The organism is Sulfurovum zhangzhouensis, assembly GCF_030347965.1.
GTDB lineage: Bacteria > Campylobacterota > Campylobacteria > Campylobacterales > Sulfurovaceae > Sulfurovum > Sulfurovum zhangzhouensis.
In genome coordinates this window covers 224,537-249,764 of sequence record NZ_JAQIBD010000003.1, presented here as the reverse complement: position 1 = coordinate 249,764, position 25,228 = coordinate 224,537, and the positions used below count along the sequence as shown (strand labels likewise).

Annotated in this window: 25 protein-coding genes; 16 read left to right on the top strand and 9 right to left on the bottom strand. The window is 37.6% G+C overall.

Features of this window, described 5'->3' with window-relative positions; all coding sequences use genetic code 11:
- Positions 1–3: 3 nt before the first annotated feature.
- The 8 genes from PGH07_RS09510 to PGH07_RS09475 form a co-directional block, all read right to left on the bottom strand.
- Positions 4–273 (bottom strand): hypothetical protein, encoded by a 270-nt coding sequence (locus PGH07_RS09510; RefSeq protein WP_289414222.1) that lies wholly within the window; start codon positions 271–273, stop codon positions 4–6.
- Positions 263–1,537, bottom strand: coding sequence for a phosphopyruvate hydratase (gene eno / locus PGH07_RS09505; protein ID WP_289414220.1), 1,275 nt, complete (start codon positions 1,535–1,537; stop codon positions 263–265). The genes PGH07_RS09510 and eno overlap by 11 nt, the downstream gene beginning before the upstream one ends.
- Before the next feature lie 166 nt (positions 1,538–1,703).
- The gene (locus tag PGH07_RS09500) at positions 1,704–3,635 is read right to left on the bottom strand and encodes a transglutaminase TgpA family protein (RefSeq protein WP_289414219.1); all 1,932 of its coding nucleotides are present in this window, start codon (positions 3,633–3,635) and stop codon (positions 1,704–1,706) included.
- Positions 3,604–4,473, bottom strand: coding sequence for a DUF58 domain-containing protein (locus PGH07_RS09495; RefSeq protein WP_289414218.1), 870 nt, complete (start codon positions 4,471–4,473; stop codon positions 3,604–3,606). Before PGH07_RS09495 ends, PGH07_RS09500 begins: the two co-directional genes overlap by 32 nt.
- Positions 4,439–5,356, bottom strand: coding sequence for an AAA family ATPase (locus tag PGH07_RS09490; protein WP_289414217.1), 918 nt, complete (start codon positions 5,354–5,356; stop codon positions 4,439–4,441). The genes PGH07_RS09495 and PGH07_RS09490 overlap by 35 nt, the downstream gene beginning before the upstream one ends.
- Positions 5,356–7,563 (bottom strand): type I DNA topoisomerase, encoded by a 2,208-nt coding sequence (gene topA / locus PGH07_RS09485; protein ID WP_289414215.1) that lies wholly within the window; start codon positions 7,561–7,563, stop codon positions 5,356–5,358. Before topA ends, PGH07_RS09490 begins: the two co-directional genes overlap by 1 nt.
- Positions 7,564–7,700: 137 nt before the next feature.
- Complete coding sequence (dcd, locus tag PGH07_RS09480; RefSeq protein ID WP_289414214.1) at positions 7,701–8,267, bottom strand: dCTP deaminase; 567 nt, start codon at positions 8,265–8,267, stop codon at positions 7,701–7,703.
- A gap of 8 nt (positions 8,268–8,275) precedes the next feature.
- Entirely contained in the window at positions 8,276–9,088 is an 813-nt protein-coding gene (locus PGH07_RS09475) for a peptidylprolyl isomerase (protein ID WP_289414213.1), read from the bottom strand.
- Between the two features lie 131 nt (positions 9,089–9,219).
- Here PGH07_RS09475 and PGH07_RS09470 point away from each other — a divergent pair, with 131 nt between their 5' ends.
- From PGH07_RS09470 to PGH07_RS09410, 13 genes are read left to right on the top strand one after another with little or no spacing between them, the layout of a single operon-like run.
- On the top strand, positions 9,220–9,561 hold the full coding sequence (locus PGH07_RS09470; protein WP_289414212.1) for a MarR family EPS-associated transcriptional regulator: 342 nt from the start codon (positions 9,220–9,222) through the stop codon (positions 9,559–9,561).
- A 3-nt stretch (positions 9,562–9,564) separates the two neighbouring features.
- Entirely contained in the window at positions 9,565–10,884 is a 1,320-nt protein-coding gene (locus PGH07_RS09465; RefSeq protein WP_289414211.1) for a flippase, read from the top strand.
- Positions 10,874–11,779, top strand: a complete 906-nt coding sequence (locus tag PGH07_RS09460) for a glycosyltransferase family 8 protein (protein WP_289414209.1) — start codon at positions 10,874–10,876, stop codon at positions 11,777–11,779. Before PGH07_RS09465 ends, PGH07_RS09460 begins: the two co-directional genes overlap by 11 nt.
- A 26-nt stretch (positions 11,780–11,805) precedes the next feature.
- Positions 11,806–12,681, top strand: a complete 876-nt coding sequence (gene rfbA / locus PGH07_RS09455) for a glucose-1-phosphate thymidylyltransferase RfbA (protein ID WP_289414208.1) — start codon at positions 11,806–11,808, stop codon at positions 12,679–12,681.
- Positions 12,674–13,702, top strand: a complete 1,029-nt coding sequence (gene rfbB, locus PGH07_RS09450) for a dTDP-glucose 4,6-dehydratase (RefSeq protein WP_289414207.1) — start codon at positions 12,674–12,676, stop codon at positions 13,700–13,702. Before rfbA ends, rfbB begins: the two co-directional genes overlap by 8 nt.
- Positions 13,703–13,712: 10 nt before the next feature.
- Complete coding sequence (locus PGH07_RS09445) at positions 13,713–14,420, top strand: Rossmann-fold NAD(P)-binding domain-containing protein (protein WP_289414206.1); 708 nt, start codon at positions 13,713–13,715, stop codon at positions 14,418–14,420.
- A 30-nt stretch (positions 14,421–14,450) separates the two neighbouring features.
- Positions 14,451–15,101: a hypothetical protein gene (locus PGH07_RS09440; RefSeq protein WP_289414205.1), complete on the top strand. Its 651-nt coding sequence runs from the start codon at positions 14,451–14,453 to the stop codon at positions 15,099–15,101.
- Complete coding sequence (locus PGH07_RS09435; RefSeq protein WP_289414204.1) at positions 15,102–16,016, top strand: glycosyltransferase; 915 nt, start codon at positions 15,102–15,104, stop codon at positions 16,014–16,016.
- Positions 16,017–16,024: 8 nt separating this feature from the next.
- On the top strand, positions 16,025–16,681 hold the full coding sequence (locus PGH07_RS09430) for a CatB-related O-acetyltransferase (RefSeq protein WP_289414203.1): 657 nt from the start codon (positions 16,025–16,027) through the stop codon (positions 16,679–16,681).
- 17 nt (positions 16,682–16,698) lie between these two features.
- Positions 16,699–17,649 carry a glycosyltransferase family 2 protein gene (locus tag PGH07_RS09425; protein ID WP_289414202.1) on the top strand — a complete coding sequence of 317 codons (951 nt, stop codon included), beginning with the start codon at positions 16,699–16,701 and terminating at the stop codon, positions 17,647–17,649.
- Entirely contained in the window at positions 17,646–18,470 is an 825-nt protein-coding gene (locus tag PGH07_RS09420; RefSeq protein WP_289414201.1) for a glycosyltransferase family A protein, read from the top strand. The genes PGH07_RS09425 and PGH07_RS09420 overlap by 4 nt, the downstream gene beginning before the upstream one ends.
- Positions 18,463–19,215 (top strand): glycosyltransferase family 2 protein, encoded by a 753-nt coding sequence (locus PGH07_RS09415; protein ID WP_289414200.1) that lies wholly within the window; start codon positions 18,463–18,465, stop codon positions 19,213–19,215. The genes PGH07_RS09420 and PGH07_RS09415 overlap by 8 nt, the downstream gene beginning before the upstream one ends.
- A gap of 21 nt (positions 19,216–19,236) precedes the next feature.
- Positions 19,237–21,357 (top strand): STT3 domain-containing protein, encoded by a 2,121-nt coding sequence (locus tag PGH07_RS09410; protein WP_289414199.1) that lies wholly within the window; start codon positions 19,237–19,239, stop codon positions 21,355–21,357.
- Between the two features lie 11 nt (positions 21,358–21,368).
- Here the strand turns inward: PGH07_RS09410 and PGH07_RS09405 are convergent, their stop codons facing one another.
- Positions 21,369–22,373 (bottom strand): glycosyltransferase family 4 protein, encoded by a 1,005-nt coding sequence (locus PGH07_RS09405; protein WP_289414198.1) that lies wholly within the window; start codon positions 22,371–22,373, stop codon positions 21,369–21,371.
- A 135-nt stretch (positions 22,374–22,508) separates the two neighbouring features.
- Here PGH07_RS09405 and PGH07_RS09400 point away from each other — a divergent pair, with 135 nt between their 5' ends.
- The 3 genes from PGH07_RS09400 (at position 22,509) to PGH07_RS09390 (ending at position 25,226) form a co-directional block, all read left to right on the top strand.
- Positions 22,509–22,769: a ComEA family DNA-binding protein gene (locus PGH07_RS09400; RefSeq protein WP_289414197.1), complete on the top strand. Its 261-nt coding sequence runs from the start codon at positions 22,509–22,511 to the stop codon at positions 22,767–22,769.
- Between the two features lie 126 nt (positions 22,770–22,895).
- Positions 22,896–24,284, top strand: coding sequence for a glutamate--tRNA ligase (gene gltX, locus PGH07_RS09395; RefSeq protein ID WP_289414196.1), 1,389 nt, complete (start codon positions 22,896–22,898; stop codon positions 24,282–24,284).
- 30 nt (positions 24,285–24,314) lie between these two features.
- On the top strand, positions 24,315–25,226 hold the full coding sequence (locus tag PGH07_RS09390; RefSeq protein ID WP_289414195.1) for a substrate-binding domain-containing protein: 912 nt from the start codon (positions 24,315–24,317) through the stop codon (positions 25,224–25,226).
- Positions 25,227–25,228 lie beyond the last annotated feature (2 nt).

The window sequence follows — 25,228 nt, the reverse complement described above, 5'->3', positions numbered from 1 at the left end:
CTTTCAGTTCTCACTGGGTTCAAGCTGCTTAAGCTCAAAGTACTCTTTTTGAAGTCTTCTGTTTTCAGCCTTTAAGGCTGTTTTTTTATAAATTAATGCCTCTTTTTTTGCTTTTAGATGATCTAAAACCGTGAGTGAATTTTCCCCATAGATTAGAATACCAAGATAGATGCCAAAAAGCAACAACACAAGCAGACCTATCAAAAAAGTTTTGATTGATAAACCTGCGATTTCCCCTGCTCTTTGTATCCCTTCCATCTGGTTATTTTGCAAACGGCTCCGCACCTAGGTATTCAAACTGTCCCAACTCAGCTTCAATCTCAAGCAGTCTGTTGTACTTAGCAATTCTATCACTTCTTGCTGTAGAACCTGTTTTGATCTGACCTGTATTTAGTGCCACGGCAAAATCTGCGATGAATGTATCTTCACTCTCTCCAGAACGGTGCGACATTACACAATTATACCCACTTCTTTGGGCAAGTCTGATTGTCTGCATTGTTTCTGATACTGAACCGATTTGATTTGGTTTGATCAAGATAGCGTTAGCAATACCTTTATCAATCCCTTCAGCAAGGATAGATACATTCGTTACAAAAAGATCATCACCGACAAGTTGTACTTTGCTTCCGAGCACATCAGTAAGCTCTTTCCATCCGTCCCAGTCATCTTCACTCAGACCATCTTCGATTGATACGATAGGGTATTTTGCGCAAAGGTCGGCATAGTATGCTACCATTTCGGAACTTGTAAGTTCTCTGTTCTCTGATTTAAGTACATATTTGCCGGCATCATTGATCAGCTCACTTGCAGCAACATCTAGTGCTATTGCAATTTGCTCTCCAGGTTTGTATCCAGCTTTTTCAATTGCTTCCATGATAACCTGGATTGGCTCTTCGTTTGACTTTAGGTTTGGAGCGAATCCACCCTCATCACCAACTGCCGTACTCTCACCCATCCCGTCAATGATCTTTTTGAGGTTGTGGTAGACTTCAGCAGCAGCTCTAAGTCCTTCAGAGAATCTGTCAAATCCTACAGGCATTACCATATATTCTTGAAAATCTACAGAGTTGTTTGCATGTTCTCCACCATTGATGATGTTAAGCATCGGTACAGGCATAGTTACACCGTTCGCCCCGCCAAGATATCTGTAGAGAGGCATCTTCATACTTGCAGCTGCTGCACGTGCTACTGCCATAGAGACACCAAGAACTGCATTTGCCCCAAGATTGCCGTAGTTATGCGTACCGTCAAGTTCTTTCATAGTAAGATCAACTTCTGCTTGATTGTACGGGCTCATTCCTACAAGTGCATCATAGATCGGTCCGTTTACATTTTCACATGCTTTTTGAACACCTTTGCCCATATATCTGTCGCCGCCGTCACGAAGCTCCAGTGCCTCACGTTTACCGGTACTTGCACCACTTGGTACGATTGCGCTCGCTACAGTTCCATCACTTAGGCTTACTCTAGCCCTTACGGTAGGATTTCCCCTACTATCCATTACCTCGTCTGCTACGATGTCATCGATAAAAACCATCTTTTTCCTTTATGTCTGCAATATACTATTTTAAATGCTAATATTTTATCGAATTTTTGCTGATAGGTGATTAGTATTAAATAATCTTATACAAATAACATGCATTAAGTAGACGTAAGAATTATTAATCATTGCCATTTTAGAAGTGAAATAACATTTAGGTGTATTATTTTAAACTTTTTTTCACTTTTTTGATTTCTTGTTTAAATTGTTCATGAGCGTCATTCTGTATCGTTTTTTGATATCTAAGTTGATGATAGAGCGTATTGAGAGCGGATAAAGGGATATACTCTGTTTGTTCTATCCTGATGAAATATCGGTTAAGACTCTCTCCGGGAAGTTTTGCGAAGCCTAATTTTTCAAGTTTTTGAAGAAGAGGATCGAGTGTACACTGAAGCGTATCTCTACAACGTGATTGATTGAGCAGGTAAAGGATCAAGATCAGCAGGGCAATCAGCAGTAAGAAACTGGAAATGAATTTGACTAAAAAAACAGTGTCTGTTTTCAGGTAGGAAAAGAGCTTTTTTTGGCTTAGAGAACTATATTCCAAGATCCATGTATCTATTTGATATTTAATATAATGCAGGTATAAATTGATCTTCTCCCAATTACCTTTTTTGTTTTGAAATGATTCCAGGTTATTTTCTTGGTTTGTATTATCTTTGATGTGGCTTGCAAATGACGTTGTCTCTATTCTACGCCAGTAACCGTCTAAGTAGACTTCGACCCAGGCATGTGCATCACTTTCTCTGATGATGAGGTAATTCTCAATGCTGTCTGACCAATCCGGTTTGTACCCGGTTACGATACGGGTGGGAATGCCAACCATCCTGGAGAGTGTTGTGAAGGCTGCAGCAAAGTGTACACAATATCCCTCTTTTGTATCAAACAGAAAGCTATCTGTTGAGTTGTTCAAATCAAACGGTTTTGGTTTAATGGTATAGGTGAGTTGCTGGGCTTTAAAGAAGGATTGGACCTCTTTAAGCCTTAGATGCGGATCATTAAACTTTGTTTTAATGGTCTGTGCAAGCATTTGCGTTTTTGGATCACTCTTAAGGTCATAATTTAAAGCAATTTCCTTCAGACTCTCAGGTAATGTACCTTTGTAGCTAGATTGCAATACAGAACCTGCATTATAAAGAAATGTCTCTTGTATGGGTTTGGGCATTGTGCTTTCAAGATGAAAGTCCAGCTTGGCGTTTTTTGGGAGTAATATCGGAGTGTCAAGCAGGTAGAGCCACCGTTTGTTTGTAGGATAAAGGGTTACTTTATAGGTGGTTATTTTCCCTGTGGGAAGATCAGGTTTAAAAGGTATTTGTGGAGTGGTTAAAGGTCTCCATATATTGTTGATTTTATTATAAAGTACGCTTCCTCTAAAATAGAGATTTTCAGGGGAGGGTATCTTATCTTTGAAGCCTACCTCCATAACAATACGCTGCGATGGGACTAGCAAAGCATTCTCATCCAGATACATGAGTCCATCATGCCCGCTTCTATGTGTCAAATCCCCTTTAAATCCATATTTGGCATGTTCAAAAGAGATACGTGGGAAAAAGATAAAAAAGAGTATGACGATAGGGAGTGAAACGATATAAAGCATAGAAGAGATTCTCAGTGACGTATAGACATTCGTTTGCATAATCTGCCAGAGCAGCATAGTCGTCAGTATAAAGACTTCGAAAACAACATAGATGAGCATCGGTATAGAGTGAAAGAAAAAGAGGCTCATCGCCAGCAGCAAGAGAGGAGAAATTTTGAGATAAAAGTTTATCTCTTTAGTAAGCCTTTGTAGTGAAATAGCTACTAAGAGTACATAAACGAGTAGTTCAACAAAAAGTTTAAGCCGTGAAAGCCCTGCAAAATTAAAGCTGCCATAAAGTGAGAAAAAAATTGCAACGGCTCCTACGATAGCTACAACAATAAGGGTGAATGCTGTAGGCTTCTTGTCTATAAGAAGAAGTATCAAGACAAGCAGCAAGAAAAACATTATAGGAAGCTTGATAAAAAAAACCAATGGCAGTAAGGTAATGATATAGGCGATATCAAGCACCTTTATTGGTGTAGGTCTAGTAGAGAGCCAGTTTTTCAAGTATCTCATCTATAGACATCCTTTTTGAGTTCAAGTTTTCTTGAGGCATTTGTACTTGGAACTCAAGATTTTGTGCTTCACACTCCAGAATCCAGAGAGTAAGCTGTGAAAGTCTGGATTCATCATTTTCTCCTGCTGCAAAAAAGTCAAAGTTCAGTTGTTCCAGCGGTATCTCATAGGCAAATTTTTTAAGGGCACTTTCTCCTTTTGCCACGGAGGGCCAATGTATTTTACTTAAGGGAGCGTTACTTGTATAAGGCGTAATCCCCTCAAAATCGCTCTCTTGTCCATATCGTCCCTTTTGACGGCTTAAAAATGCCTCCAAGCTTGTACCTTTTGGGCGGGGGTAGACGACTTTAGAGACAGCCAGCTTTAAAGGAAGAAGAAAACGAATGGTGGCCAAGGGAAATAAGCTTTGAAGCAGACAATTACCGATATTCAATTTCCCTCGCTTATCAGGAGAAAGGGATAGTGTGAATACCTCTTTGCTATGTGCTTTCAGTGAGGGGATAAGAAGGCCTTGATCCATACACTTAAGCTTTAGTGCAAAGCTTTCAGCACTTTTGTTATTGGTCAGGGCCAAGTAGATATTGGATGTTTCCTTGGCAAAAAGCCTATCAGAACTCTGAAAGGTAAGTGTGAGGCCAGACATATTGTATATTCCAAAAGGTGAAGCGACAAATGCCAAAGCAAAGACAAAAAAAAGGACGATATAGACTAAGTTGAAGTTGTGCATATAGGCCTCAAGAAAAAGGCCAAAAAGCATTAATACGACTATCAGTGAGCCAAGTGTAGCTTTTTGCTTCAGGCGTTTACGCGTCTGGTTGAGTGTTCGAAGTGATAACATCTTTGATGCGCTCTATCGTAGTTTTGCCTTCTTTGAAATGCAGCCTATGCAGACAGACATAAGGTGCCACTGCAGTAACATCATCGGGAATGGCATACTCTCTTCCATGAAGATAAGCCCATGACCGTGTCATTTGAGCCAGTGCTAGTGCCCCTCTTGTAGAAAGACCGTGTGTAAAGTAAACACCATTTCTGCTCAACGCGATAATCTCTTGCATATAGTCCAGCAAAGCCTCACTCATGTATACTTTGCTCACTGCCTCTTGTATCTCCTTGATCTGGGCAAGTGAAATGGTGGTGTCTTGTGAGATGGTTTTTGGTTTATTGTGAGCAAGGATATCTCTTTCCGCCTCACGTGCAGGATAACCGATACTCATCGCACAGATAAATCTATCCAATTGAGAATCCGGCAGTTTAAAAGTACCGACTTCTTCATAAGGGTTTTGTGTCCCCATCACAAAAAAAGGTTGTTGCAGCTCATAATGCTCACCATCGATAGTGATACTTGATTCCTCCATAGCTTCAAGCAGGGCTGATTGGGTTTTCGGCATGGAACGGTTGATCTCATCGGCAAGCAAAAACTGGGTGAAGATCGGGCCCTTTTTGAAAACAAACTCAGATTGTTTCTGGTTGAAGTAATTGACCCCGAGGATATCAGACGGCAACAGATCAGAAGTAAATTGGATTCGATTGAACTCAAGTCCGAGCAATGAAGCAAGTGCTTTGGCAAGGGTTGTTTTCCCTACTCCGGGAATATCTTCAACCAGTAGATGTCCTTTGGCAAAGAAAGCGGCAAGAGCAAGGGTAATGCTTTCCTCTTTACCATATAGCACAGATGCTACTGTCTTAACCATGGGAGCAAATTTCGCATCCAGTTCATTCATCATTTCTCCTTGGATACATCCTCACGATGTTTACACTTAAAACACTCGTAAACGTCTTTACCGCGGAGTGTCTTTATTCCCATTGTATAGTTACATTCCGGGCATTTTTTGTTTACCGGTTCGAAGTTGGCGATAAATTTACATTTTGGATAGTTCGTACATCCAAAGAATTTTCCTCGTTTCCCTTCTCTTTCTTGTAGTTTTCCTCCACACTCAGGGCAAGGAACATCCAGCTCTCTTGGAGGGTTTAGAGGTTTGGCATTTTTACATTTCGGGTAGGCAGAACATGCCAAAAATTTTCCGCGGCGGGAATCTTTTATGACCATCGGCGCTCCACATTTGTCACATTTCACATCTGTCTCTTCAGGTTGTTCAGGTTCAGTGCCGTCGGTGTTCTTTGTGTACTTGCATTTAGGGAAATTACTACATGCAACAAACTCGCCGTAACGTCCTTTTCTAAGAAGTAGTTCAGCACCACACTTTGGACACATTTCACCGGTAGGTGTTGCCACTTTAAGGCTTTTGATGCTTTTTTTGCCCTCTTCTATCTTTTGGACGAATGGGGTATAAAACTCTTTAAGTACCTTCTGCCACTCTTTCTGACCTTCCCCGATCTGATCAAGCACCTCTTCCATGTTAGAGGTAAAGTCACTGTCAACGATCTCAGGAAAATTATTTTCAAGCATTTCCGTGACAGTAAATGCAACATCTGTAGGATGGATACGCTTTTTATCAATGTCAATATATTTTCGTTGCTGCAGGATCGTCACGGTCGGTGCGTAGGTACTTGGACGTCCGATACCCAGAGATTCAAGCTTCTTGATAAGACTTGCTTCGTTATAGCGTGCCGGCGGCTCGGTAAAGTGTTGTTCTTGTTTGATATCATCAAGGCTGACACTTTCCCCCTGAGTCAGTTCAGGCAAGAGTTTGTCTTTTTCTGTATAACCGGTAACCTTGTAGAATCCATCGAAAAGGAGTTTTCTTCCACTTGCTTTGAATATAGTTTTATCACCTTTAAAAAGGATCGTTTGTGATTCAAGCTGTGCCTCGGTCATTTGACAAGCAAGGAAACGGTTATAGATCAAAAGGTAGAGCTTCAATTCGTCACCGGAGAGGTATTCCGGTGCTGTTTTTGCATCAAAATGTACATTTGTAGGACGGATGGCTTCATGGGCTTCCTGGGCACCCTTTGATTTTGTTACATAGCTTTTTGCTTTGGATGGAAGATACTTTTCTCCAAAGTTGTTTTTGATATAGTCCCTTGCATTCTCTACAGCTTCTTTAGCCAGGTTCATACTGTCCGTTCTCATATACGTGATGACACCGGTAATACCTTGGTCAGTTTTAACCCCTTCATAGAGTTTCTGGGCAACCATCATCGTTTTTTTCGGAGAGAATCCAAGTTGTGTTGATGCAGCTTGTTGTAGAGTTGAGGTCATGAAAGGTGGAGGTGTCTTTGTCTTTCTTGTTGTCGTTTCTATTGAAAGTACGGTAAAACTTTCAGATTTTGCCGTAGTCGTTATCTTTGTTGCATCGGCTTCATTTTTGATCGAAAGCTTTTCGATTTTGAGTCCATCAAACTCATAGATGGAAGCATCGATATCTTTTTGAAATTTTGCATCAATGCTCCAGTACTCTTCAGGTATGAATGCTTTGATCTCACGTTCTCTATCCACAATAAGCTTGAGTGTAGAGCTTTGTACTCTTCCGGCACTCAGACCTTTTTGGATCTTGCTAGCAAGCAGAGGCGAAAGTTTATATCCCACGATACGGTCAAGCATACGTCTGGTCTGTTGTGCATCCACTGAGTCCATATCTACACGGCGCGGGTTTTCTAAAGCATGTATGATCGCACTTTTAGTAATCTCATGAAAAACAATACGAGGAAGATCCGTAGGGTTTTTCCCTATAGCCATAGCGATATGGTATCCGATAGCTTCTCCTTCGCGGTCCTCATCAGTTGCGATATAGACGGTTTCAGCATCTTTGGCTAGTTTTTTAAGTTCTTTGACTGTTGCATTGGCATCACGGGGGATAGAATATTTAGGTATAAGATCGCCTGTCTCATCATCAATTGTAATACCAAAAGTGCTCTTAGGAAGGTCGCGGATATGCCCTTTGGAGGCAATTACCTTGTACTCTTTACTTAGAAAATTGGTAATAGTTCTTGCTTTTGCTGGTGACTCAACGATAATTAAATTTTTCATAGATACTTACTTTATATAGTGGTATGATTTTTTGGCATTGTAACACAAAAGAGTAAAAAAGCTTAATAAGTAAGAGGTTTAGAAGGTGATTAGATCTTTTTTTACGCATGACGTGAGGTTACGTCATACGTAAAGTATTAGGAGTTTTTAAGAATTCTTGGCAGTGTAATCCCTGTTTGGCTCTGATATTTCCCTTTGCGGTCAGAGTAAGTTGTTTCACATTGCTCATCTCCCTCTAAAAAGAGTACCTGTGCGATACCTTCATTTGCATAGATCTTTGCAGGAAGCGGTGTAGTATTGGATATCTCTATAGTTATATGTCCTTCAAAACCCGGTTCGAAAGGAGTAACGTTGACGATGATCCCGCATCTAGCATAGGTGCTTTTCCCAAGACAGATAGCCAAGGTGTCTCTAGGCATTTTGAAATACTCCACGGTTCTAGCCAAGGCAAAAGAGTTTGGCGGAACGATACAGACATCACCTTTGTGGTCTACGACATTGTTCTCATTGAAATCTTTTGGATCTACAACTTCAGCATTGATGTTGGTAAATATTTTAAACTCATCAGCTACTCTGATATCATACCCGTACGAACTAAGTCCGTAACTGACTACACCTTCGCCTACCAATCCCTCACAAAAAGGAGTGATCATTTCTTCGTTCAGTGATTTTTCACGTATCCATTTGTCGGATTTTAGTCCCATAATCTTCCTTATTTTCTTATAAATTCAATGATTGCACCGGTTCGCATTTTCTTGAAGTAGTCCTTCAGTGCTTTTTCTCTTTGTTCCTGCATCCATTTACCCGCTAGCAACGATTTGACCTGGTCAAATGCAACTGTAGATTGACCGTTCTTGGATTGGACCCTGTACACTACGTATCTGTCCCCGGCATTAAGTGGTTGTGTGAACCCTCCGTTTGGTGTCTGCATCATCATTTGCAGCAGGGTCGGGTTGAGTGTAGCCGTATCTTTGCTTAGTGGGGTACCCTCAAGTCCTTGTTGCGTTTTCATAAATGTTTCCATGGCTTGTTTTGTAGGCGCACTATACTCGATCACATCAATGCTTGTAGGCATAATGAATTCATTTTGGTGCTCTTGATAATAGGCCATAAGTTTTTCATCTGTTACTTCGGGCATCTCCTTAGCAACTTTTTGAACAAAGAACTTTTCTTTTTTCATTGACTTTCTAATGTTCGAACGATATTGTGTCCATGAAGTGCCTTGCTCTTTAAGTATCTTTTGCATTTTAGGAACACTGATATTGTTCTGTTGAGCGATCATCGCAATCTTTTTGTCAACATCACTTTCTGGTATTTCAATATCCTTGACCGCAATCTGCTGAAGTCGATCCTGGATCAAAATATCGATTGCTTCTTTTTTGGAGATATTCATCTGTTCTCTTACTGCCTTGATCTCGGCAGTTGTGATCGCTTCACCATCTACAGTGACTGCAACGGCATCTAGTACTTTTGCTTCTGAAACAGCAAAAAGCAGGCTTAGTAAAAGTATGATTTTTTTAAACATTTAGTGATCAGTCCCGGTTAAATTTTAAAAATTATAGCATAAAGGGGTAAAATTATATGGATAGTGAATTTGATATTTAAATCATTTGACATAAGAAATGAAAAAGTATACAATAAACATTCAATCATTGAATGAATACAATACGAAGAGTTTCTAGGCAAGTCACACAAGAAGAGATTGATCACCTGCAGGTAATGCAACATATCGAAACGTGCAACTCTCAACAAGAGTTAGCTCATACGGTAGGTTTTAGCGTAGGAAAAGTGAACTATGTCATTAAGGCCCTGCTGGAGAAAGGGTATGTGAAAATGAATAAGTTCGTAAAAGCCAAGAATAAAAGAGCATACAGCTACCTTCTTACAAAAGAAGGATTGAAAAAGAAAATCCGTCTCACCGAAGCCTTTATAGAGATCAAGAAACATGAGTATGAAACACTGCAAGAGACACTCAAACAAGACAAAGAACGTATATAATTTATGATAAAAAAGTTTAAATCTCTAAAAAGTCATCAAGGTTTTGTGAAGTATGCAAAGAATACCTCCTGGCTTTTTTTTGAGAGAATATTACGTATGTTGGTAGGGCTTTTTGTAGGTGTATGGGTTGCAAGGTATCTAGGGCCTGAACAATATGGGCTTTTTAATTACGTAGTTTCGTTTGTCGGGCTTTTTACAATAATAGCAACATTTGGACTAGATAGTATCATTATTAGGGAACTTGTTAAAAATAGTAGCAGAAGAGATGAGCTGATAGGTACAGCTTTTTGGTTAAAATTTTTTGGTGCATTTATAGTTCTGTTAATTTTAGCTATTGCAATCAACTTTACATCCAATGATACGTATACCAATACTTTAGTTTTTATCATTGCTTCTGCAACTATTTTTCAAAGTTTTAATGCAATAGATCTCTTTTTTCAGAGCAAAGTATTAAGTAAATATGTTGTTTACGTAAATGTAATAGGTCTTTTTATTACCAGTGTCATTAAAATTATATTAATACTGAATGAAGCACCTTTGATAGCATTTGCATGGGTGATTCTTGTTGATAAAGTTATTTTGGCCATAGGATTTATTTATTTCTATATCAAAAAAGAGTCAATATATGCAATCAAGGGATTAAAGTTTAACAAAAACACGGCAATGAACCTATTAAAACAATCATGGCCTTTAATATTGAGTAGTTTACTTATTTCAATCTATACAAAAATAGATCAAGTTATGTTAAAAGAGATAGTAAGTAATGAAGCTGTAGGGTTGTATGCTGTTGCTGTTCGTCTGAGTGAAATATGGTATTTTATACCTATTATCATATCTTCTTCTCTTTTCCCTGCTATTATCAATGCAAAAAAACAAGGTGAACAGTTTTATTATGCAAGACTTCAAAAGCTATATGATTTGATGATTTGGACAGCAATCATTCTTGCTGTTTTCTTTACATTTATTAGTAATACACTAGTTGAGCATTTATACGGTTTACAGTATAAGCAGGCTGGCAATGTTTTAATTATATACGCTTGGGCAGGTATATTTGTTTTTTTTGGTAATGCATGGGGGAAATGGATGATAAATGAAAATTTACAAAAAACAGTTATGAAAATGCAAGCATTGTCATTAATAGCTAACATTATATTAAATTTGATATTGATACCGACTTATGGTATTATGGGTGCAGCGATAGCAACCTTAGTATCCTATGGAATAGGGCATACGGTATTTGCACTATTTTTTAAAAACCAAAAAATTGCAGTAGTAATGTTTTGGAAAAGCTTTAATCCTAAAAGGATTATAAATGACTTATAACATTGTTTTCACAATAGATAAAAACTATGTACAGCATTTAGCAGTGACGCTTATATCATTATTAGAAAATAATCAAGATGTGCAATTTACTTTTTTTGTGATACATAAAAATTTACCTGACAATGAATTTAAAACGCTTGAAACTATTACACAAAAATATGGATGCAACTTAAAGAGTATTGTAATAGATAATAAAATATTTAAAGATTTGGTCATAACTTACCATTTTAATGAAGTTGTGTATTATCGCCTTCTTATACCAGAACTATTAGATCTTGAGATTGATAAAGTATTGTATTTGGATGTTGATATTGTAGTTAATGGAGACATAAGAGATTTATTTTCATATGATTTAGGAACTTATCCATTGGCATCTGTGGAAGCTGTTGGATTTAATAGACACATTGAGTTAAAAATGTCTCATACTTCGAAATATTTTTGTTCAGGTGTGATGTTGTTGAATTTAAATATTTGGAGAGAGAGGAAACTGAGCTATAAAGTGGTGAGGTTTATAGAAGAAAACCCAGGCATAATTAAGATGATGGATCAGGATGGCATGAATGCAGTATTTGATGGCTATTGGTTGCCATTACATCCAAAATATGGACAACAAACTTCATTTTATCAGAATGAGAAAAAAGAAGTACTTAAACATTTTGAAGAAGAGGATTTTTTAGAAGCTATCAAGAAGCCTGCAATAATACATTATACAGGGTCATCTAAGCCATGGCATTTTAGAAATACTCATCCCTATAAATACCTATATTGGAAATATTTAAAAATGACCCCTTATAAAAGGTATTTTGCTGAAGATTTTACTTTGTTGAATCTCCTAAAATGGATGATACCAATAAGCATAAAAAAGTTTATAAAAAGTAGAATAACTTTGGTGTAAGACAAATATATAAAAGGTTGATGCATATGAAAGGGATAATTTTAGCTGGGGGTAGTGGGACGAGACTTTATCCTACAACAAAATCAATTTCAAAACAGTTGCTTCCGGTTTATGATAAACCTATGATCTATTATCCTTTGTCTGTATTGATGTTAGCTGGCATAAAGGAAGTTTTAATTATTTCAACACCGCAAGATATCGGCAGTTTTGAAAAGCTTTTGGGAGATGGAAGTGATTGGGGCATAAAGTTGACCTATAAAGTACAGCCATCACCAGACGGAATCGCCCAGGCATTTATTATCGGTGAAGAGTTTATCGGAGGGGATAGTGTGTGTTTGATTTTGGGTGATAATATCTTTTATGGGCAAGGGTTTACTCCGATGCTTAAATCAGCAGCTTTGCTTCAGGATGGTGCGGTTGTCTTTGGCTACCAGGTAAGAGATCCGGAAAGATTTGGCGTAGTGGAATTTGATAAAAATAAAAAGGCTATCAGTATAGAGGAAAAACCCAAAAATCCTAAATCAAATTATGCAGTAACCGGACTCTATTTCTATGATAATGATGTTATAGAGATTGCAAAGAGCGTAATGCCATCAGAGAGAGAGGAATTGGAAATCACTTCTGTAAATCAGGCATATTTACAAAGAGGAAAGCTGAAAGTTGAACTTCTCGGTCGTGGTTTTGCCTGGCTTGATACAGGTACACATGATAGTCTTATTGATGCGGGACAATTTGTTCAAACTATTGAACACAGACAACGATATAAGATAGCGTGTCTTGAGGAGATTGCTTATAGAAATGGATGGATTACAAAAGAAAAAATACTTGAAATTGCAGAACCATTGGCTAAAAATGGATATGGAGAGTACCTTTATAGTCTGATAAAGGAAGTGGATGTTTAGCAAGCAAAATAAGACAATCCTCATCACAGGCGGCGCTGGATTTATCGGAAGTAATTTTATCCCATACTTTTTAGAAAAATATCCATCATATAACATCGTAAACCTAGATGTATTGACCTATGCAGGTGATCTTTCAAATTTAGGTGAAATAGAAGGTTTAACGAGATATAAATTTATTAAAGGAGATATCTGCAATAGAGAATTAGTGGAATTCATTTTTTCTGAATATGATATACGAGGTGTGATTCATTTTGCAGCAGAATCGCATGTAGATAACTCTATTAAAAATCCGGGTGTATTTATAGAAACGAATGTCAACGGGACATTTACATTGCTTGATGCTGCATATAAATATTGGATGGAAAAACCATTTTATGTTAAAACGGGATATCAAGGATGCCGGTTTCATCATATATCAACTGATGAGGTATATGGGACATTAGGACAAACAGGGCTTTTTCGTGAGGATACACCATATGCTCCAAATTCTCCCTATTCGGCGAGTAAAGCATCCAGTGATATGATAGTAAGAAGTTATCATGAGACATACGGAATGGATACGGTCATCACAAATTGCTCAAATAATTATGGACCAAAGCAACATGATGAAAAGTTGATCCCGACTATTATCCGAAATGCATTAAATGGTACTGCAATTCCAATCTATGGGGATGGTCAGAATATTAGAGATTGGTTATATGTCTTAGACCACTGTAATGGAATTGACTTGGCCTATCATAACGGAAGAAGCGGAGAAAGTTATAACATAGGCGGGAGAAACGAAAGAACCAATCTGCAGATAGTTGATAAAGTGTGCTCCTTATTGGATCAAAAAGTACCACGAGAGAAAAGATATAAAGATCTACTGATGATGGTAGAGGATAGAGCAGGGCATGACAGAAGATATGCCATCGATGCATCTAAGATTGAAAAAGAGCTGGGATGGAAAGCGGATGAAAACTTTGAGAGCGGCATAGAAAAGACAGTTGAATGGTATTTAGAAAAATACATTGTAAGATAAAGGTAAGTATATGATAGTTGGAAATGGTTTGCTGGCAAATGAGTTTCATAAATACAAAGAGAAATATGAAGATTATTGTATTTTTGCCAGTGGAGTTTCTTATAGCACTTGTATATCAGAAGTTGAGTTCGATCGAGAACTTAATTTATTAAAAGAACAAGTTTCTTGTGCAAAAAAACTAGTTTATTTTAGTTCTGAAAATGTATTAAGTAATAGTGATTCAGAGTATTCACAACATAAATTAAACATGGAAAACTTTATTAAAAACAATTTTCATGATTATTTGATTATCAGACTACCAAATGTGATAGGAAGAGGTGGTCATAAAAAAACTCTATTCAATGTATTGTATGAAAAATTGCTTTCGAAAGACAAAATAACACTTTATGAAAATGCCCTTAGATTTATAATTGATGTAAGTGATGTAGAGTTTTTTACAAAGATAATACTTGAAAAAAATAATGTCAAGATATGTAATATGACTTTTGATAAACCGGTCAAAGTAGTGAAGATATTCAATACATTTGAAAAAGTTTTTAATATCAAATTTAATAAAAGCATCGGTACTGAAGCTAGGCGATTACATAGAATAAATAACAACTATTTTCAAAATCTTCTATCTGAAGTTGGTTATGATTATGATGAAGATATATACTTGGAAAAAGTGATAACGAAATATTATTTGGATCAAGATTTTAGGGGACAGGTCAATCAATAATGTTATTAAATATATTTATTAGGGATAGTAATGTTACAAAAAATTAAAAAAATAGTAAAAGTTTTAACTAACTTTAAATTATTAAAGCAATTAATTAATTTAAATGAATCAGGGTATTTGTATGAAATTGGTTGGATCAACTCATTTAAGCATGAAATGCCTATAGACAAAGATGGTAATCCATTGCCGTGGGTTACGTACAGTTTTATAGATTTTATTACTGATAGATTAAATAGCACTATGAATATTTTTGAATATGGCTCTGGGAATTCAACATTATGGTATGCCAAAAAAGTAAATGATGTAACATCTGTTGAACACGATAAACTTTGGTATGAAAAGATAAAAAAACTAATGCCAAAGAATGTTTCTATGAATTATCAGTCATTAAAATATGATGATGAGTATTGTCGTTTTGCAAATACGATTGATAGAAAATTCGATATTGTAATTGTAGATGGCCGGGATAGAGTCAATTGTATTAAAAATTCTTTATTTTCTCTCAAGGAAAGTGGTGTAATTGTTTTAGATGATTCTGAAAGACCTTATTATCAAGAAGGTATAAATCATTTATTAAGTAATGGTTTCAAAAAAATAGATTTTTGGGGAATAAGTCCTGGGTTGTTCTATAAAAAGAGTACAACATTATTTTATAAACAAAATAACTGTTTAGGTATTTAAATGAACTTGGCCCCAATAGTACTTTTTGTATATAACCGTCCATGGCATACACAACAGACAGTTGAGGCATTGCAAAAAAATGAATTAGCCAAAGATAGCGAACTTTTTATTTACAGTGATGAGGCAAAAAATGAAAATGCCCGGGAAAATGTAGATAAAGTTCGCAAGTATATAGATAAAATTGAAGGTTTTAAAAAAGTCACTATTATAAAAAGAGAAAAAAACTGGGGACTTGCAGACTCGATTATCGATGGTGTTACGAAAATCATTAATAAGTATGGAAAGGTAATTGTGCTTGAAGATGACTTGGTGACAAGCCCTTATTTTTTGAAGTTTATGAATGAAGGGTTGGAAGTTTTTCAAAAGAGAGAAGATATATTTTCTATCACAGGTTTTAGCTTTTCATCTTCGTTTATGAAGTTTCCTAAAGGTTATGAAGAAGATATTTATTTAAATATCCGTCCAATGTCTTGGTCGTGGGGGACCTGGAAGGATAGATGGCAGGATATAGACTGGGAAATAAAAGGCTTTAACGACTTTGCCAATAACAAAAATGCGATAAATGAATTTAATAAAGGCGGGACCGATTTATTTGGTATGTTAAAATTACAAATGGAGAATAAACTTGATTCCTGGTATATTAGATGGACATATAATGCATATTTAAAGAAACAATATACCGTTTATCCCAAAATATCTTTTGTGAATAATGTAGGTCATGATAACAGCGGAGTACATTGCAGCGTAGATACAAAGAATATTTATTCTCATACAGAATTGAATAATAATTCAAACTTTGTACTGAATAATGATATTACGTTAAATAAGAAAATAATAGATAGTTTTAACAAAGGATTTAATGTAAAATTTAAATCTAAAATAAAAAAATACATAAAAAGGTTATTTAAGATTTGAAATGGCTAATGAAAAATCCTTTAACCACTTGGTTGGCAAGGCTTGTTAAATCAAAAGTACTGGAATATAAAAATAAAGATAAAAATCTTAAAATCGGATATATGTCTAGTGTGATGAATTGTAAGTTTGGTCAATATAATACTATCTATGACAATGTATTTCTAAAAGAAGTTTCACTCGGTGATTTTACATATGTTGCGAATGGTACTAATATAGTAAATACCGATATCGGTAAGTTCAGTTCTATTGGACCTGATTGTAAAATCGGACTTGGAAAACATCCAACAGAAACTTTTGTATCAACACACCCTATATTTTTTTCAACTTTAAAGCAAACACAAATAACTTTTGCTGATAAAAACTATTTTAATGAGTTTGAGCATATTTCTATTGGAAATGATGTGTGGATAGGTGCGAATGTAATAGTCTTGGATGGCGTGACTATCGCAGATGGTGCCATTATCGCGGCAGGCTCAGTAGTGACCAAAGACATCCCCCCTTATGCAATTGCCGGAGGTGTTCCCGCAAAAATCATTAAGACCCGATTTAAAGAAGAAGATATTTCCAAATTAGCAGAATTTAAATGGTGGGATATGGATGTAGGATATTTAAAAAAGAATTTTAAATTGTTCCACAATATAGAAGATCTTTTAAATGCGGAATGATTTAGGATACAAATAGTATGAATGATTTTATAAATATCGATACGGTTTATAGTACAACAAGGCTTTTAACAAAAGAACAACCTCTCTTAAAAAGTAATTCAGATGATAAGTTTGAAACGATTTTATTTTTGCCGGAGGGTAACGATAGAAAAGATGAAGGCGGGTTAAGAACCAAGGGAATATATAAATCCTCATATGAAAAAAAACCATTAGTTACGATTATTACTGTTGTGTTCAATATGCATGAACATATCGCAACAACCATACAAAGTGTTCTTGATCAAACGTATGACAACATGGAGTACCTTATCATAGACGGGGGATCTACGGATGGTACTATTGATATCATCAAAGCTTACGACGATCAGATAGACTATTGGGTGAGTGAAAAAGATCTTGGGATTTATGATGCGATGAACAAGGGGCTTAGATTGGCAACGGGTGAGATTATCGGTATTCTCAATGCAGATGATGCCTATATCAATGATGCAGTAGAAAAGAGTGTACAGGCATTGCACGGTTCCGGTGCTGACTATAGTATAGGAAAGATAAAAAAAATTCCTTCTCAAAGGATATATAGCCCTACCTATCCGCTTGAACAGGGGAAGGTATATCAAGGCATGATGTATCCGCATATCGGTGCATTTATAAAAAGAGATGTTTATAAGCAGGTAGGTCTATTTGATACGAAGTATAAGATTTCTGCAGATTTTGATGTAGCTATGCGGATATATAAGAAGGGGTTTACTGAGGTACTGGTCCCGTCCATCATCGGTGAAGTACTGGAAGATGGCGTCAGTGCAGGGATGAGAACAAAAAAAGAAAATATGAAGATTGCAATTTCTCATGGGAAAAATCCTCTATTTGCATATAATTATTATTTGGTCCAGATGGCAAAAAGTTATATCATCCGCTTTTTGCCAGATAGTATAGTTGATAAAATCCATTCGAGAAAAAACTTTTCATGAAGTTAAATATCTTAATATCAACCATTGATAATAGAATTTTAAATTTAAAAAATATACTACAAACATATGATGCAAACATCACGTATATCATTAGTCATCAGGTCACTCAAGATTTAAATCATGAATTAGAAACCTATATAGATGTATTATCACATAGAGATGATGTGGTCTATGGTAGATTGCCCAATAAGGGTGTTGCCAAAAACAGGAATAATACGCTGAGATATTTACAGCCTTCTACCGTTTCTTTGATCGTGGATGATGATGTTATATTATGCGAAAATGCTTTTTATAATGTACTTCAGGCTTTTCTTGAAAATCCTTCTGCTGACTTTATCTCATTTAAAATTTTGGACTTGGAAGATAAAGACTTCAAGTCATACCCTAAAGTAAAACAGTGGCATAGCTTACGTACGCTTACAGGGATAGGAACGACAGAGGTTGCTTTTAAAAGTGACTTTGTCCTCAGTAACCAAATACGATTTGATGAAAGGTTTGGTCCCGGTTCAGATATTTATCCTTCCGGTGAGGACTTTATCTTTGCGATGGATTTATATAAAAGAAAAGCAAAAATGCTGTATATCCCGATACCTATTGTAAAGCATCCGCATGACAGTACAGGCAATGATTGGAATTCAAACATAGTGTTTGCCAAAGGCGCAGTATTTGCAAGGGTCTTTGGATATCTATCTGTTATTGTAGATGTGTATTTCAGTTTAAAACATCGCAAAGAGTATAAAGAGCAGTTTACATTCTACAGGTATCTTAAACGGATGTTATCTGGTAGTTATGACTATTTAAGTAGGAAATGTGATGCGTGAATTAGTTTCTATTATTACCCCTTCCTATAACAGTGAAAAGTACATTGCCCAAACCATAGAGTCTGTTTTGAACCAGACCTATACAGAGTGGGAGATGATCATTGTCGATGATAGAAGCACGGATAATTCTGACGCACTCATTGAAAGATATGCGCAAAAAGAAGAGCGTATCAAATATATTGTGCTTGAAGAGAACAGTGGCCCTGCCGTTGCAAGAAATAGGGCAATCAAGGAAGCACAAGGCAGATACATCGCTTTCTTGGATGCAGATGACCTGTGGGCACCTCAGAAACTTGAAAAACAGATAGCCTTTATGCAAAAAGAAAATATAGCATTGAGTTATACCGGGTATTACCGTTTTGAAACATCTATAGAGCAGATCATAGATGAGATCACTGTGCCTTTGAAGGTTGATTATCATGAACTTTTAAAGCAAAATATCATCGGATGCTTAACAGCGGTTTATGATACGAAAATATTGGGAAAAGTGTATATGCCGCTTATCCGTAAGAGACAGGATTTCGGTCTATGGCTGAAGATTTTAAAAGAGGTCCCTTATGCTTACGGGATGAATGAGCCTTTGGCGTATTACAGGATACACGATGATTCCATTTCAAGCAATAAGATCATCTCCAGCCAATATAACTGGAAACTTTACCGTGAAGTAGAAAAACTGCCCTGGCATAAAGCGGTTTACTACTTTGCTTGGTATACTTACAGAAGTCTTTTGAAGTACAAGTCATAAAATATAGAGAGTGAGGTATGTATGCAGTTCCAACCAATCCATGATAAAAGAGTCGATACAAAGTATCTAATTTTGTTAATGCTTGTGGCCTATGCCTTCAGTTTTTTGATCCGTATGATATGGGTATGGCAGTTCCAGGATAATCCAAGCTTCTATTGGAATGATCAGATCATGATCAATACCAATGACGGATACTTCTTTGCAGCAGGTGCGCAGCAGGCACTTTTTGATATGCATCAGCATAACCCTAGAATTCCAGATATCTATAGTTACGGCATGGTTTTCTTAACGACCTGGTTGGTAAAATTAACCCCTTTTAGTTTGGAGACGATCACGCTTTATCTACCGGCTGTGATATCCGGTTTAGTGGTGATTCCTATTATTCTGATTGCTAGATTGTATGGTGAGGCACTTTGGGGATTTTTTGCTGCTTTACTTGGTTCGATTGCATTGAGTTACTATAACCGTACGATGATCGGTTATTACGATACGGATATGTTCTCGGCTATGGCTCCGATGTTTATTTTGTACTTTTTGATGAAAAGTACGATTGACTTTAACTTGCGTAGTGCTCTATATGCTGCGATTGCTATCTCTATCTACCCGTTTTTGTATGATCAGGGGGCATCAATCATCTATGCAATGGGGATCATCTATGCACTCTATCTTATATGGTATCACCGTGAAGAGAAGTTGACGTATATCTCATTATTGCTGGTATTTCTTGCGATGATCCCTTTTGGTCTGCCTAAACCTTATGAGTATATAGCTCATATTGTACTGGTTGTGGTTGTCTATGGTGTTCTTTCCAAAATATCGGTATCTCAAAAATATCTTATAGGTGCATCAGTAGCAGCATTTATCGCTTTATTATTTTTTGGAAATGTTTTTGGTATTATCTTGGGAAAAATGATGAGTTATATGGCTACGGGAACCAAAGCTGAGGGACTCCATTTTTATGGTGTGCATCAGACAGTAAGAGAGGCAGGGAAGATACCGTTTGATATTTTTGCAGACCGTATCAGTGGTTCGGTACCTGGATTGATCGCAGCAATGCTGGGTTATATACTGTTAGCAGTAAGACACCGTGCGTTTTTCTTGGCACTTCCTTTGATGGGTATCGGGATATTCGCACTTTGGGGTGGTCTTCGTTTTACTGTGTATGCGGTACCTGTAGCTGCGATGGGAGCAATCTACTTCTTCTATATGCTGGGAAGTTATTTTAAAGATAAAAAAGCGCAGTATGCATTGGTCTTAGCGGCTACTGCGGCACTGCTTTATCCAAATATTAAACACATTATAGGATATAAAGTCCCGACGGTAATGACTAAAGATGAGGTACAGGATCTGAAGACACTGAAAACAATAGCAAAACCGGAAGACTACACGCTCACTTGGTGGGACTACGGATACCCTATCTGGTACTACTCTGAAACCTCTACGTTAATTGATGGAGGTAAGCACCAGAATGACAATTTTATCATTTCAAAGATCCTTCAGACCACTTCTCCTGAACTTGCAGCAAATCTCAGTCGTTTGGCAGTGGAAACTTATGTAAATTCCGGATATAAGATAGTGGCGGACACTTTGTTTAAAAATGAGCAGAAGGATCAAACAGATCCAAACCTGATGCTTTCTGAGCTGGAACTGTCAAGCTACAAATTGCCTCCAAAGACAAGAGATATCTATCTTTATCTGCCGTACCGTATGCTGCGTATATTTCCAACGGTAGTTCAGTTTGGAAACCTTGATTTGACTACCGGAAAGCCATTACGTGAGCTGATGTTCTATCCGCTATCTTTAGATAGTCAGAAAGACGGGATGTTAAAATTTTCCAATGGTATTGTCATGGATGCGAAAAAAGGAGAGCTGTATCTTGGCAAACAAAAAGGTGATGTCAGGTTCTTTATCCTTACTGACAATTTAAAAAATGGTGAAGTAAATGTCAAAGCACAACAGTTTCATCCAGAGGGGAAATATGTTGTCATCTATATGCAAAGCTATGGGCAGTTTGTGCTAATGGATACAGAGACATTCCTTTCGACCTATGTACAAATGTTTATCCTGGGGAAATATAATCCAGATCTTTTTGAACTAGTGGTATCTACCCCGTATAGCAAGATCTACCGTCTCAAAAAATAGAGGAAAAGCAACTACCTCGCATTCTCTTTTTTTGAGAGGAAACGGTAGAAGAACACATAACAGACAATAAAGATCAGCAAGATCAAGATATTGGCTTTTGAATTATGCGGGAAAAGTGAGGAGAGGAGTATAAAAGGGGCATAGCCTCCAAGCAATACAAGGGAAGTGAGGGGATTATTTTTGGTAATATGCCTATAGACAAGCATATGTAGATGATAAGCATCCGGCTGCAAGGGTGAACGTCCTGCTCTCAGTTTGCGGTAGATAGAAAAAAGCACCTCCCAAACAGGGTAGCCCAAAATCGCCAAAATATACCATGGACTGATTGCCGGGTAGGTACTTGCCAAAAAGATACCTATCAGTGCCACAACAAATCCTATAAGATATGCTCCTCCATCTCCCAAAAATATTTTTCCTTTTGGAAAATTGACGATAAAAAAAGCAAAAACGGCACTCCAAACGATTAAGATCATATCAATCATCCCCTTGTCCCCTACAAGCAGTGCTGTGTGCCCAAGAGAAAAGAGTATAAGGAGTGTCGCACCGGATGCCAGACCGTTGAACCCGTCGATAATATTCATGGCATTCATCAAACCGACAATACTAAAGATGCTAAAAATGATGGCAATGAGATAAGGCAAATAGATTCCAAGGCCCAGATAAGTAATAACCGAATGTGTAAGAAGTATCGCCGCACCTGCAGCGATCATTTGTAAGATTAGGCGAACCTTTGGTTGCATAGACCGGTGAAAATCTTCAAAAATACCACTTAAGAACGCTAAAATCATTGAAATAAGAAGTTTCCATCCGATGGGTGTGAAAAGGACAGCAATCATACCCAAAAGAATACCTATCCCTCCGGCACGCGGTGTTGAATCATCGTGGAATTTTTGAGGTTTTTCATCCAGGTGGGAATCAATGAACAGATTGAACTTCTTACTATATTTGATAGTAATGGTCTGTAGTGTCAAAGAGATTAAAAATGCACTGAGTGCAAGCTCCCATGCATAGGTCATGATTCGCCTTTGATTGAATTTAAAAGAGATTTTAACATAATAGCTTAATTGCACTATATTTTTAACGTAAAGATAATGCACGCTACAATCATCTGCCTCTTGGAAGAGGGGTTATATTAATAAAAAGGGGACAATATGTTCAAGAAAATGATTCTGGGTGCTTTGCTATTTGCAGGCACTTCGTTGATGGCGATGAGTGTTAGTGAGCTGAATAAAGATTCAAAAGAGGAATTGATGGCGATAAAGGGTATCGGTGCAGCGAAAGCCGAAGCGATCATAAAAGAGAGAAATAACGCTGCATTCAAATCTGTGGATGACCTTGCCCGTGTCAAGGGTATCGGAAATGCGATCGTAGAGAATGTCAAAAACGATGTGAAATCAAAACAGAAGGCTTAAGTAGTCAGACTAAGAAACTCATCCAATGACGAACCAGCTTAGAGGAGATTTCTCTTTGCTGGTGTTACACTCTCCTTTTAACCACAACTTTGTTACAATTTCACAATTTAACTTCAAGGTATTACTATGGCAGTCACACGTTTTGCACCCTCTCCTACAGGGTATTTACACATTGGTGGACTAAGAACAGCACTATTTTCCTGGCTATGGGCGAGAAAAACAGGCGGAAAGTTTTTACTTCGTATCGAAGATACGGATCTTGCACGTAACTCAGAGGATGCGCTTGATGCGATCATTAAGGCATTTGACTGGGTAGGAATGAGCTATGATGGTGAAGTGCTCTACCAATCCAAGCGTTTTGATATTTATAAGAAGTATATTCAGCAGCTTCTTGATGAAGGGAAAGCCTATAAGTGCTATATGAGCAAGGAAGAGCTCGATGCTCTCAGGGAATCGCAAATGGCAGCAGGTGAACGTCCTAGATATGATGGAAAGTATCGTGATTTTACCGGTACACCGCCTGAAGGGGTCAATCCGGTAATTCGTATCAAAGCACCGACTGAAGGAACGATCTCGTTTGTTGATGGTGTAAAAGGTGATTTCTGTGTATCTGCAGATGAGGTAGACGATTTTATTATCGCACGTAGCGATGGGACACCGACGTATAACTTTGTTGTGGCGATCGATGATGCATTGATGGGACTTAGTGATGTGATACGCGGAGATGACCATCTTTATAATACGCCTAAGCAGATCGTAGTTTATAATGCACTCGGGTTCAAGTTGCCAAAGTTCTACCATGTGGCGATGATAAACAATGAGCAGGGGAAAAAACTTTCAAAACGTGACGGTGCTACAGATGTAATGGAGTATGAGAAACTTGGTTTCTTGCCAGAAGCACTGCTTAATTTCCTGGTACGTCTTGGGTGGAGCTATGGGGATCAGGAGATCTTTAGTCTTGAAGAGATGGTAGAATTATTTGAACCAAAGAATCTAAGCAAATCATCATCAAACTACAATCTTGATAAGCTGCTTTGGCTAAACGCACACTATATCAAAAATACACCTAATAGCAGACTTGCTGATCTGCTTCATCCATTTGGTGTGGATATCAGGGAGCATGATAAGAACGAACTGCTTCTTGATGCGACCAAAGAGAGAGGAAAGACACTTGTAGAGCTTGCCGAACAGATTAAGCTGATCCTTCATAGACCTGAAGCATATGATGAAAAAGCGGTGAAGAAAGCTTTCAAAGGTGATGCAAAAGAGATTCTTGCAGAATTTGCAGAGATGTTGCAAAGTTGGGAGAAAGCACTGCATCTTCCTTGTGACTACCATGAAGTACTTGAGAAGATCGTTGAGACCAAAGAGATCGGGTTTGGTAAGATCGGTCAACCGTTGCGTATAAGTTTGCTCGGAAGCATGACCGGTTCAGGACTTGATGAGATCATGTCCATTATTGGTGTAGAAGAAACCGTACAAAGAATCAACAAGGCAATTGCTGAGATCGAGTAAGTCTGTTTCTTGAAAAAGGGAGGGGGAGAGATGAAGCTTTTACGCTATGCTGTATCACTACTGTTTATGGTCACAGGCCTTGTGCATGGCTCGGACAAATATGTCGTGGCATTTGCACAAGATACGATGGCAAATGATTTTAGAAAAGCCCAGGTACATGAGGTAATGGATACCCTTGCCAATCAACCTGATATAAAATTTATCTACTCAGACGGGGAGGGTAGAATCTCACTAATGATCAATCAGGTAGAACACTTTATCGAACAAAAAGTGGATGTACTCATCATAGGCACCAGTGATGCTTCAGCCATCGTCCCCATAGTTGAAAAAGCACATGCGTCTGGTATCAAGGTAGTGATTCTTGACCGTGGCGTCGATACAAATGCCTATACCACCTTTATAAACTCTGACAATAGAAAAATCGGTATATTGGCGGCTGAGTTCATTGCCAAACAGTTGAATAATGAAGGAAAAGTATTACTCTTTGAAGGCTTGCAAAATGCTGATGTAACACAGGATAGAAGTCAAGGATTCCTGGGCGAGATCGGTAAGCACAAAAAAATCAAAGTGATCAAACGTACCGGCAACTACCTTAGAAGAGATGCGATCATAGAGATGGAAAAGCTCATTGAAGAAGGCGTTCAACTCGATGCTGTTTTTGCTGAAAGCGACAGTATGTTAAGCGGTGTACGTACTGTCTTAAAACGTCACGGTATTGACCCCTCCTCTATGATTATGGTAGGATGTGATTATACTACTGAAGCAAAAGAGTCGATTATGAAGGGGACACAGAGTGCCTCTATACTGTTCCCTTTGGGGGGAAAGGTTGCTGCGGAGGTCGCAATTTCATTGCTGAACGGGGAAAGTGTTCCCAAGCATATTCAGATACCGGTGAAATTGGTGACCCAAGAGAATGTTAAAGAGGTGTCCCCTATATTTTAAAC